The organism is Collinsella aerofaciens (assembly GCF_040910325.1).
Taxonomy (GTDB): Bacteria; Actinomycetota; Coriobacteriia; order Coriobacteriales; family Coriobacteriaceae; genus Collinsella; species Collinsella aerofaciens_BL.
In genome coordinates, this window is sequence record NZ_JBDGAV010000040.1 from 1 (window position 1) to 11,198 (window position 11,198).

The following is an 11,198-nucleotide window of genomic DNA, read 5'->3' on the forward strand; positions in this document are numbered from 1 at the left end:
CGGGCATCCGAATCCATCGAGTGCGCAGGCGTTTTTTGGTGCCGCGGCTACCCGCGAGTGCCGGCAGGGCGCTTGGTGTCTCGCTGGTCCTCGGCTTCGCCTGCGGGATCGCTCGACTACCAAGCGCCCTGCCGGCACCCGCGGGTAGCCGACCAAAACCGCCTGAAGGGTCACATTTATCTGATAATTGAATCCCCGGCGTTATGCCGCTCGCTGGCGTTGCCAAAACATCGGCTGCTACGTGCCTTGGGCGCTAGTGACCGTTGCCCTTACATCTGTAACGAGTTGCTTACGCATCTCCAGGGTTCTCCGTACTATCATGAATCAGATTGAATTGAGATGATGATAGGGAGCGCCTTTTTATGATTGAGCTGCTCAGGCGTTTTGGTGGTAAGTTTCGCCGGTATATGGTGATTGGCCCTGCGTGCAAGTTGATTGAAGTGATCTTTGACCTGCTGACGCCGCTGGTGATTGCCCAGATGATCGATAAAGGTATCGGTGCGCACGACGTGAGTGCCGTCGTCCGCTACGGCATGGTGCTCGCCGCCATGGCTGTAATCGGCATCTCGTTTACGCTTGTTTGCCAAAAGATGGCGGCGCTCACCTCGCAGGGCATGGGCACCGACATTCGCGGTGCGCTCTACCGGCACATCAATAAGCTGAGCTATGTCGAACTCGACCGCTTTGGCACGCCCTCGCTTATCACGCGTATCACCAACGACGTCAACCAGGTGCAGCTTGCCGTGGCGCTGGGCGTGCGTATGCTCATCCGCTGGCCCTTCTTGGCGGTGGGCTCCATGTGCGCGGCCCTTGCCATCGACCTTAAGCTCGGCGTGATCTTTTTGATCTGCACGCCCGCCATTGGCCTGGTATTTTGGGTCGTCATGGCGCGCTGCATTCCGTACTACAAGCAGCTGCAGGCAAAGCTCGACCGCATCGCGCTTATCTGCCGCGAGGGGCTTTCGGGCGCCCGCGTGGTTCGTGCCTTTGTACGCGAAGATCACGAGCGCGAGCGCTTTGCCCAAGCCGCCGATGACCAGGCCCATACCGCCATCGCGGTGGGCAAGCTCTCGTCGGTCCTTAACCCCGTCACGTTTTTGGTGATGAACCTGGGCGTGTGCGCCATCCTGTGGGTGGGCGGCATCCAGGTCAGCGTGGGCGAGCTCACGCAGGGCCAGGTCATGGCGTTCGTCAACTACATGACGCAGACCCTGACCTCCATCGTGTACGTCGCCAACCTGGTCGTGGTCTTTACCAAGGCGAGCGCCAGCGCGTCGCGTATCAACGAGGTGCTCAATTGCGTGCCGGGCATCGCTGACGAGGGCAACCAGCCGGTCGCGCTGCCCAAGCCGGGCAATGTCGCTTCAGTTCCCGCGCTGAGCTTGAGCCATGCGAGCTTCTCGTTTGGCGCTGGCGCGGCCAATGCTGTCAACGATGTGACGCTGGAACTCCCGCTGGGCAAGACGCTCGGCATTATCGGCGGTACGGGTAGCGGCAAGTCCACGCTCGTCTCGCTCATCCCGCGCCTGTACGATGCGAGCACCGGCAGCGTGAGCGTGATGGGCGTCGACGTGCGCACCTGGCCGCTCGACCAGCTGCGCCGTGTGGTCGCGACCGTTCCGCAGCGCGCATCGCTGGTGAGCGGCTCCATCCGCAGCAACCTGACCTGGCGCGATGAAGCTGCGACCGACGAGGAGCTCTGGGTGGCACTCGACATGGCGCAGGCCAGCGAGTTCGTGCGCAACAAGCCGCAGGGCTTAGACGCCCCGGTCGAGGCGGGCGGCAAGAACTTTAGCGGTGGCCAGCGTCAGCGCCTGACTATCGCGCGTGCCTTGGTTGGTTCGCCTCAGATATTGATCATGGACGATTCTGCCTCGGCGCTCGACTTTAAGACCGACGCGGCGCTTCGCCATGCCATTCGCGAGCGCAGCATGCGCGGTGCCGCCAAGGGCGGGCTGCCGCTGACCACGGTGATTGTGAGCCAGCGCGTCTCGACCGTGCGCGATGCCGACGTGATCTGCGTGCTCGACCACGGCTCGGTTGCCGGCCTGGGCACACATGACGAGCTCTATGCGACCTGTCGGCTCTATCGCGAGATTTGCCAGTCGCAGCTGCGCCGCGAGGAGCTCGAGGGCCAGCAGGGGAGCACGGCGCCCGCGTCCGCACCGATCGCCTCCGCATCCGTCTGCGCAAAGGAGGGCTGCTAAATGAATCCGTACACCTCTTCTGGTTCGGTCGCCACGATGACGGCCAACGTGTCCGGCAACGATAACCTCAACGACCTGGGTGACGGTCCGCGCCAGCCCGGCGACCCCGAGCGCTACCCCGTAGGCGCGGTAACTCGCCGCCTGCTGGGCTACGTCCGTCCGCACCGCATTTCGTTTACGGCGTCGTTTGTGAGTGCTGCCGTCTCGGTGATTCTGCAGCTCTACACGCCCATCCTCATCGGCGAGGGCATCGACCTCATCGTCGCCGCCGGGCAGGTGGACTTTGACGCACTGCTGCCGCTTGTCACTAAGCTCGCGATTGTCGTCGTAGGCGCTGCGGCCTTCCAGTGGCTGCAGGGCTATTGCGTCAACCGCCTGTCCTACGAGACGGTGCGCGACATGCGCGTGGAGGCGAGCGACAAGCTCAGCCGCATGCCGCTCAGCTTTATCGACAGCCATGCCCACGGCGACCTCATGAGCCGCGTGGTCAACGACGTCGATCAGGTGGGTGACGGCCTGCTGCAGGGTTTTACGCAGCTCTTTACCGGCGTTATCACCATCGTTGGCACGCTCGCGTTTATGCTCTCCATTAACCTGACCATGACGCTTGTGGTGGTGCTCGTCACGCCGCTTTCCATCTTTGCGGCCGGTGCCATCGCCAAACTTTCCAATAAGAGCTTTACGGCCCAGCAGCGCATCCAGGGCCAGCTCGGTGGTCATATCGAGGAGTATGTGGGTGAGCAAAAACTCGTGGACGCCTTCGCCTACGGCCCGCACGCTCAACAGCGCTTCGATGTCCTCAACGCCGAGCTCTATACGGCGGGCGAGCGCGCGCAGTTTATGGGTTCGCTCTCCAACCCCGGCACGCGCTTTATCAACAACATCATCTATGCCGTGGTTGCTGTGATCGGCTGCGTGGGCGTGATCACGGGCGTGCCCGCGGCGCTTACGGTGGGCGGCGTGCAGATCTTTCTGTCCTACGCCAACCAGTACACCAAGCCGTTCAACGAGGTTACCAACGTCATTACGCAAATCCAGACCGCGTACGCCTCGGCGCGTCGCATGTTCGCGCTGCTCGATGCACGCGAGCAGGAGCCCGATGCGCCAGACGCCGTGGAGCTTGCCGCCCCGCGTGGCGAGGTGACTTTTGAACACGTGGACTTTAGCTATGTGCCCGACCGCAAGCTGCTGCAGGATATCTGCATTGATGCCAAGCCCGGTATGCGCTATGCCCTCGTCGGTCCCACGGGCTGTGGCAAGACGACGCTCATCAACCTGCTGCTGCGCTTTTACGATATCGATGCCGGCCGCATCATGGTCGATGGTCGTTCCTCGCGTGACTATACGCGCTCGAGCCTGCGCCGTGCCTTTGGCATGGTGCTGCAGGACACATGGCTGTTCGAGGGCACGGTGGCGGACAACATCGCTTACGGTTGTCCAGGAGCCACGCGCGAGCAGGTTATCGAAGCTGCCAAGCGCGCGCACGCGCACAAGTTTATCGTGCAGCTGCCAGGCGGCTACGATACGGTCATCGGCGAGGACGGCGGCACGTTTAGCCAGGGTCAAAAGCAGCTGCTGTGCATTGCGCGCGTTATGCTCACCGATCCGGCTATCTTGCTGCTGGACGAGGCGACTTCGAGTATCGATACGCGCACCGAGCTGCAGGTGCAGGCGGCATTCGATGAGCTCATGGCCGGCCGCACAAGCTTTGTGGTGGCGCACCGCCTGTCGACGATCCGCAACGCCGACTGCATTCTGGTCATGCGCGACGGCCAGATTATCGAGCGTGGCACACACGACGAGCTGCTGGCGGCAGACGGCTTCTATGCCGAGCTCTACCGCAGCCAGTTTGCCCAGTGAACAAGCCCGTGGGGCAAATTAATCAATCGACAGACGGTGGTTTACATCTGTCACGTTAGTACTAAGATATTCATCTAATAAATTGCATTAGTGGCTTTAGTTTTGGGGGAAACGAGGCAACGTGACTATGACGTGCTCTTTGGTGGTTAACAGCAAGAGCGGTAATACCAGGATGGTTTCGGGTGCGATCAAGCGCACTCTGCAGGCTGCGGGCGTTGAGTTTGTCCATGCCGCGGCGTTGAGCGACGATGCGGATGCAAATCAGGTTGCGCTCGAGGCGCAGGGCGCCTGCGCGGCCGACACGGTGCTCGTCGGTTTTTGGTGCGACAAGGGCGCGTGCACGCCTTCGGTCGCGGCGTTGCTCTCCGCCTTGCACGGCAAGCGCGTCTTTCTGTTTGGTACCTGCGGTTTTGGCGCCAGCGAGGAGTACTTTAGGCAGATTATCGACCGCGTATCGTCTAACTTGGCCAATGATGCCGAGCTTGCGGGCTGGGCGATGTGCCAGGGCAAGATGGGCCCTGCCGTAAAGCAGCGCTACGAGGCAATGCTTGAGCAAGAACCCGAAAACGCGCGCTATAAGATGCTGCTCGACAACTGGTTTGCCGCAAAGGACCATCCCACCAAGGAGGACTTGGACAACATGGCCGCAGCCGCCAAGAAGGCCGTGCTGGGCGAGTAGCTTCGTCGTGTGTGGTGCTTCGTGCAAAACAATACAAATGTGAAAGCCTCGAAATCCTCGAGGCTTTTTTCTTGACACTCGCGGGCGCAACCGTGGCAAGCGTTTGGGGTGACATTTTCCATCACCCCGATGACGAGCCCGTCCTGGACAACACGCTCGCATGCGTTCGCTGGATGTATTCAGGGTGGGACGGGCTTTCCGGATGAAAAAAAGGCCACATAACGTGGCCTTCAACTTATATATGTTCGGCGATACACCCAAGACAAGCCACGCTCCAACAACAGGGCGTCTGTCCGGGCGGAGGTATGTAAGGTTCATCGCGAGTTCCGCACGCAAAGAAGGCCACTTAATGTGGCCTTCGTCTTGCGCAGGACTGACCGAGCAGGGAACCTTACGTTCCGCGTCGCCGGGCAGACGAACCAGTTAAGACGCGCTGCTACTTGATCTTGGTCGTACCCGGCGCCAGGTTGGGGTCGGTTTCGTTGGCCTCGGTCTGGAAGTGCTCGGTGTACACGTTCTTGCCGTCGCGGAACATCTCGTAGTACTGCATCTTGGCGTAATCCTCGCGCGCCTTGGTGGCGGCTGCGGCTTCGGCGTCGTCACCGGTGACGTTGGAGGAGAGCGCCCAGCGCAGGCTGGCGTCCTCGTAGCCCACCGAGTTGATGGCGGGCAGCGACTCGCGCAGCGTCATGTGCGCCTTCTGGTAGTCGGTCAGCGGTGCGCCGATCAGCTGCATAAGCTGCGTGGACAGGTAGTTGGTGGACAGGTCGTCGACCTCGCTTGTCTGGTCGCAGCCGGCAACGTCGTAGTTGGCCCAGATGATGTAGTCGGTCTGCCACAGACGCTCCTGGTGCGTGGCGTCGTCTTCGCCGGTAAACCACTTGTCGTTGAACTTAGACGGGAAGAACGGCTGATGGTCGCCCCAGAACACCACGACAACCTTGCGGTCGAGTTTGCTCAGGGCGTTGAGGAAGTAGCGCAGCGCCTGGTCGGACTGCTCGATGCACGAGACGTACTCATCGACATCGGATAGCGTGCCGTCCTCGACGGTCTTGGCGTCCAGGTCGGTCGTGTCGATGTTCAGGTGCATCTGCTTGTCGACCGGCAGCAGGCCCGTGTCGTAGCCCGAGTGGTTCTGCATGGTTACGTCGAAGATAAACTGCGGATCGGCGTTCTGGTCGAGCAGCTCAAGAATCTTGTCGTAGGTAGCCTGGTCGGTCACCATGCCGCGCAGGGTGTCGGCTCCCTGGAAATCGTTGATGGACAGGAACTGGTCAAAGCCAAAGTCCTTGTAGACGTTCTCACGGTTCCAGTTGGTCGCGTGGTTGGGATGCATGGCCGTGGTGGAATATCCGAGCGACTTGAACTGCTCTGCCAGGTTCCCGGTCGTCTCCATGTTGTAGATGGTGTAGGGGTACACGCCCGAGCCCAGGTTGGCCATGGAGTTGCCGGTCATAAACTCAAACTCGGTATTGGCGGTACCGCCGCCGTAGGCGCTCACATAGAGCTTGCCGCGGCTGAGGCAGTCGGACAGGTTCTTAAAGTACTGCGGACCCTCGTAGCCGGCGCGCATGTTCTGGTAGATCGACAGATCCGAGAACGTCTCGTTCATGATGGCGATGACCGTGGGCTTCTCGCTATCGAACTGCTCCTTTGCGGCGGCGCGCTCGTCGCTCTTGGCCGTGTCGGACTTGTCGTAGGCCTTGGCGTACTTTTTGAGCGTGGCCTTGGCATCGTCGACGGAGTAGTCGGCGGGTTTGGGCGGCTTGATGGACTGCGCTGCGCTAATGAAAGCGGGCAGGTAGCCCTCGCGCCAGTAGCTCTCGAGCGGGCGCCAGGTGTAGACGGTGATGCCGAGGGTGTTGTAGTAGTCGATGAGCGTGACATGCGCGGTCACGCCGCCCAGGCACAGTACGGCGACGAGCAGGTTGGTGAGCAGCATGCGCTTGGCGTTGGCGGCGCCCTTCTGACGGTGCGGTGCCACCAGGCCGGCGTACTCACACAGCAGCATGGCGATGGCGGTAAAGCCCATGGACAGCACGCAGAACAGTGAGATCGAGAAGGTGTAGCCGGTGCCGGCGACCGCGGCGGCGGTGGAGATGGCCGAAAGGTCGCCCGGCTGGATGGGCATGGATTTAAACGTGATGACGAAGAACTCGGCAATGCCCAGGACAAAGAGGGCAAAGGCCAGGACCGCGGGAGCTGCGCCGTGGCGCTGGAACAGGAAGAACAGGCCGACCATGAGCACGGTGATGATGGCCCACTCGAGCAGGATGCACAGGGGGTAGACCCAGGTAAAGTCGTGGTTGGACGAGACCTCCATGCCCAGCAGCGCAAAGACGCCGGCGAGCAGCAGGCACAGGACGGCGGCGACGAGTGGTTTGCCCACAAAGGCGCCGCGCAGGCGGGCGAGCTTGCCGGTGGGGGCGGGGGCGTCGGGCTTGGCGAACGCAAAGACGCGCGGGGCGATGCGGTCGCGTGCGATGCTGGCCCAAGCGCAGCCGGTGAGGATGGCGTTGGTCAGGATGAGCATCACAAAGGCGAGCGGCTCGTTTTGGGCGACGAGGCCAATAGCGCCCCAAATGGTCAAAAAGAGCTGGAACAGGCCGAAGGCGACGCTCCAGGCGAAGGCGCCCTTGGCAACGGTGCCCGACTGAGCGCGAATGGCCTTGGCCTCGCGCAAAACAAGGTAGACGGTCGCCGCAAGACCGACGAGCGAGATAGCGGCTGCGAACATGCTCAGACTCCTCACAAACTTAAAACCTACGAAAGCGAAGGTTTACCCGATTGTTACCAAGATATGCGCTGCAATTGGTGGCTGCGCACAACAACCAGCCATATTAACGCGCACGTGTGGCGGTGTGGCGCAATGTAGTGGCGACCTGCGCGATAATGGACGGGAATTACACGGAAACGTAAAGGCTTCTTAAAGAAATGGCGAGGGTAGGGCGATGAGCGAGCAAGTTTGCAAGGCGGACATGGGCGGCGACGGAGCTGTGGGCGTGGATACGTGTGGCTATCCGGTCGAGACGACGGGCAATGCGGTGCTGGACACGTTGGAGCACCGTTCCTCCACGCGTGCCTTCGCGCGTGATGACGACGACCGCCCCGTGGCGGTGACCGACGAGCAGCGGGCGGCGATTCTGCATGCGGCGAGCCGTGCGCCGTCGGCGGGCGCCATGATGATGTATTCCATCGTGAGCATCCGCGAGCAGGCCACGCTCGATCGCCTGGCCGACCTGTGCGACCATCAGCCTATGATTGCCAAGGCGCCCTGGGCACTTATATTTGTGGTCGACTATGCCAAGTGGATCGATCTGTTTGAGCATGTGGGCTGCTTTGAGCCCGAGTTTGTAGAGCGCACGGGCAAGTCGCCCCGTCGCGCGCCGGGTCTGGGCGACTTTGCCATCGCGGCACAGGACGCCGTGATCGCCGCGCAAAATGCCGTGGTCGCCGCCGAGGCCCTGGGCCTGGGGAGCTGCTACATCGGCGATATCGTCGAGAATGCCGAGGAAGTGGCCGAGCTGCTGGATCTGCCTGCGTATACCGTGCCGCTGTCGATGCTCATCATCGGCACGCCCCGTAAGGAACGCCCGGCAATCGCGCACCCCGTGGTAAACCTGGTACACGAGGAACGCTATCGCCGCGCCGATGCCGCGACCATGGATGCGCAGGTGGCCGAGATGGATGCGATGTTTCGCCCGCACGCCCGCGAGGTGGGGGAGCGCGTCGTGGATATCTACACCCGCAAGCACACGAGCCCCTTTATGGCCGAGATGAGCCGCTCCATGGAGTGGTGGTTCAAAAACTGGCTCGGAAAATGACGAATGTGACAAGGGGATAGTCCCTTTGTCACACTTCATATCGCCGCGGTAGCCTAAAGACTGTATAAATCTTTATCTAGCTGGGAAAACAGTGCATTAAAACATGGGCCGATTACCTATAATCCCTTCGAACATTAAAGTTGGGAGGAAACCGGCTTATGGAACAAAAGGCCAAGGAGGCAGCCTCGCACGCTGCGATTCCTGTGAGCATCTCGGCGATGCTCGTCACGCTAGGCGTGGTGTACGGCGATATCGGCACCAGCCCCATGTATGTAACCAAGGCGCTCGTTGCCGGCAACGGCGGCATCGGAAGCGTCACGGAGGAGTTCGTGCTCGGCGCGCTCTCCCTTGTCGTGTGGACGGTCACGTTGCTGACCACCATCAAGTATGTGCTCATCTCGCTGCGCGCCGATAACCATGGTGAGGGCGGCATCTTTGCCCTGTACAGCCTGGTCAGGCGCTGCGGCAAGTGGCTTATCATCCCCGCCATGCTGGGTGGCGCCGCGTTGCTCGCCGACGGCATCCTGACGCCGGCCGTTACCGTTACCACGGCCATCGAGGGCCTGCGCACTATCCCGGCGGTTCATGCCGTGCTGGGCGATGACCAGGGCCGCGTCGTCGCCATTACGCTCGCCATCATCATCGTGCTCTTCTTGGTACAGCGCATCGGTACGGCCAAGATCGGTCACGCCTTTGGCCCCATCATGACGCTGTGGTTCCTATTCCTGGGCGGCACGGGTCTGTTCTTTGTCTTACAGCACCCCGCCGTGCTGCTGTGCCTCAACCCGCTCCGCGGCATCGCCTTTTTGTTGAGCCCCAACAACCACGCGGGCATCATGATTCTGGGCAGCTGCTTCCTCGCCACCACCGGTGCCGAGGCGCTCTACTCCGACATGGGCCACGTCGGCCGCGGCAATATCTACGCTACCTGGCCGTTCGTTAAGTGCTGCCTGCTGCTGTCCTATATGGGCCAGGGCGCTTGGCTTATGAACAACGCTGCCAACCCCGAGCTCATGGGCATTGCCGATCTCAACCCGTTCTACCAGATGCTCGCCCCGGGCCTGCGCCCGTTTGCCGTCGGCCTTTCCACCGTCGCGGCCATCATTGCCTCGCAGGCGCTCATCACCGGTGCATTCTCGCTGGTGTCCGAGGCCAGCCGTCTGGACCTTATGCCGCACATGCAGGTCTTCTACCCTGCCGAGACCAAGGGCCAGCTCTACATCCCCATGGTCAACAACGTCATGCTTGTCGGCTGCGTCATCGTGGTGCTGCTGTTCCAGAACTCGGCGCATATGGAAGCCGCCTACGGCCTTGCCATTACGCTGACTATGATGTGCACCACGCTGCTGCTCTTCTTCTACCTGCACGAGGAGCGCAAGCTCAAGGTTGCTCCGTGGATCTTCGCAGCCTTCTTCCTTTTGCTCGAAGGCTTCTTCTTCGTGAGCTCGCTCACCAAGTTCTTCCACGGCGGCTATTTCACCATTCTGATGGCCGCGCTCATCATGGGCATTATGGTGTGCTGGTACAACGGTACGGCTGTTGAGCAGCGCCAGTTTACGCTGCTGCCGCTGCGCAGCTACCTGCCGCAGCTCAAGCGCCTGCGCGATGACGATCGCTACGAGCGCCTGAGCGACAACATCGTGTACCTGACCAAGGACACCCATACCGACTACATCGACCGTGATATCGTCTACTCGATTCTGGACAAGCATCCCAAGCGCGCTCGCGCCTGGTGGTTCGTGAATGTCGAGACCATGGACGAGCCGCATACCTTTGCCTATTCGGTCGAGACGTTCGGCACTGACTACGTGTTCCGCGTGCATCTGTACCTGGGCTACAAGATTAACCAGCGCGTCAATGCCTATCTGCGTCAGGTCGTTCAGGACCTGGCTGCCACCGGCGAGCTGCCGCCGCAGACGCATGACTACTCGGTCTACAAGGATCCGGGTAACATCGGTACGTTCAAGTTCGTCCTGATCCGTAAGCTTCTGGCGCCCGAAAGCGATGTGGAGCCCAGCGAGCGTACGGCCATCACGCTCAAGTACATCATCCGCCGCGCCGCCGGCACGCCTGCACGCTGGTATGGCCTGGAGAACTCCAACGTGAGCTTTGAGTACGTGCCGCTGTTCACCAAGTTCAAGGCTGTGAATAAGATGCAGCGCCTGGCCCCCAACGAGCGGCCGTAGACGTCGGCGGCTACACGGAGTTAGTTTTTGATGGATAAGCATGAGGCCGGGGAGGTAAACATGGATACAAAGGCGCTCGATGGCCGTGAGGCGGTGGTCGAAATGGTGCGTGAGGCGCGCGCCGACGCCGCCGAAGATCGGTTCTTTACGAATCGCGCCAACATGGACATGGCCGACCGCGTGATCTCGATCGTGGCGCTGGTATTTGGAGTGGTGTGCGTGTGTGCCCTGCTCGCGCACGTGCTGTTTGTCTAGCGGCTGCCGGTCGTAGAAGGCTTTACACTTAGAACCACCACGAGGGAAAACCACCACAAAGGTGCCTGTGAACTGCCTCCCATTTCTTGGACATCGGGAAATGGGAGGTTTGGAGTGGGAAGGATAAACTGGACTTTCTTTTAAGGATCCTCAAGCGTATTGCCGCTCGTATTCCACTGGAGACATG

At 61.0% G+C, this 11,198-nt stretch carries 7 protein-coding genes; 6 read left to right on the top strand and 1 reads right to left on the bottom strand.

Going from position 1 to position 11,198, the window contains the following annotated elements; translation table 11 throughout:
• The first annotated feature begins 362 nt into the window (after positions 1-362).
• The 3 genes from AB5Z25_RS10270 to bilS all read left to right on the top strand — a co-directional run bounded on the left by AB5Z25_RS10270 (position 363) and on the right by bilS (position 4,746).
• Positions 363-2,207, top strand: a complete 1,845-nt coding sequence (locus tag AB5Z25_RS10270) for an ABC transporter ATP-binding protein (protein ID WP_368135504.1) — start codon at positions 363-365, stop codon at positions 2,205-2,207.
• On the top strand, positions 2,208-4,067 hold the full coding sequence (locus AB5Z25_RS10275) for an ABC transporter ATP-binding protein (protein ID WP_368135505.1): 1,860 nt from the start codon (positions 2,208-2,210) through the stop codon (positions 4,065-4,067).
• A 127-nt stretch (positions 4,068-4,194) separates the two neighbouring features.
• Entirely contained in the window at positions 4,195-4,746 is a 552-nt protein-coding gene (gene bilS / locus AB5Z25_RS10280; protein ID WP_368135506.1) for a flavodoxin family protein BilS, read from the top strand.
• Between the two features lie 436 nt (positions 4,747-5,182).
• Here bilS and AB5Z25_RS10285 read toward each other — a convergent pair whose 3' ends face one another.
• Entirely contained in the window at positions 5,183-7,483 is a 2,301-nt protein-coding gene (locus tag AB5Z25_RS10285) for an LTA synthase family protein (protein WP_368135507.1), read from the bottom strand.
• Positions 7,484-7,697: 214 nt separating this feature from the next.
• Between AB5Z25_RS10285 and AB5Z25_RS10290 the strand changes: the two genes are divergently transcribed.
• The 3 genes from AB5Z25_RS10290 to AB5Z25_RS10300 all read left to right on the top strand — a co-directional run bounded on the left by AB5Z25_RS10290 (position 7,698) and on the right by AB5Z25_RS10300 (position 11,011).
• A complete protein-coding gene (locus AB5Z25_RS10290) occupies positions 7,698-8,570 on the top strand; it encodes a nitroreductase family protein (protein ID WP_368135509.1) in 873 nt (290 codons plus the stop codon).
• 158 nt (positions 8,571-8,728) lie between these two features.
• Entirely contained in the window at positions 8,729-10,756 is a 2,028-nt protein-coding gene (locus AB5Z25_RS10295; RefSeq protein WP_368135510.1) for a KUP/HAK/KT family potassium transporter, read from the top strand.
• Positions 10,757-10,816: 60 nt separating this feature from the next.
• The gene (locus AB5Z25_RS10300) at positions 10,817-11,011 is read left to right on the top strand and encodes a hypothetical protein (RefSeq protein WP_368135511.1); all 195 of its coding nucleotides are present in this window, start codon (positions 10,817-10,819) and stop codon (positions 11,009-11,011) included.
• Positions 11,012-11,198: the final 187 nt, after the last annotated feature.

Bases quoted from the DNA above. Each gene is read 5' to 3' on its own strand.
- AB5Z25_RS10270 (WP_368135504.1), top strand. From the start codon at position 363: ATGATTGAGCTGCTCAGGCGTTTTGGTGGTAAGTTTCGCCGGTATATG.
- AB5Z25_RS10275 (WP_368135505.1), top strand. From the start codon at position 2,208: ATGAATCCGTACACCTCTTCTGGTTCGGTCGCCACGATGACGGCCAAC.
- bilS (WP_368135506.1), top strand. From the start codon at position 4,195: ATGACGTGCTCTTTGGTGGTTAACAGCAAGAGCGGTAATACCAGGATG.
- AB5Z25_RS10285 (WP_368135507.1), bottom strand. From the start codon at position 7,483: ATGTTCGCAGCCGCTATCTCGCTCGTCGGTCTTGCGGCGACCGTCTAC.
- AB5Z25_RS10290 (WP_368135509.1), top strand. From the start codon at position 7,698: ATGAGCGAGCAAGTTTGCAAGGCGGACATGGGCGGCGACGGAGCTGTG.
- AB5Z25_RS10295 (WP_368135510.1), top strand. From the start codon at position 8,729: ATGGAACAAAAGGCCAAGGAGGCAGCCTCGCACGCTGCGATTCCTGTG.
- AB5Z25_RS10300 (WP_368135511.1), top strand. From the start codon at position 10,817: ATGGATACAAAGGCGCTCGATGGCCGTGAGGCGGTGGTCGAAATGGTG.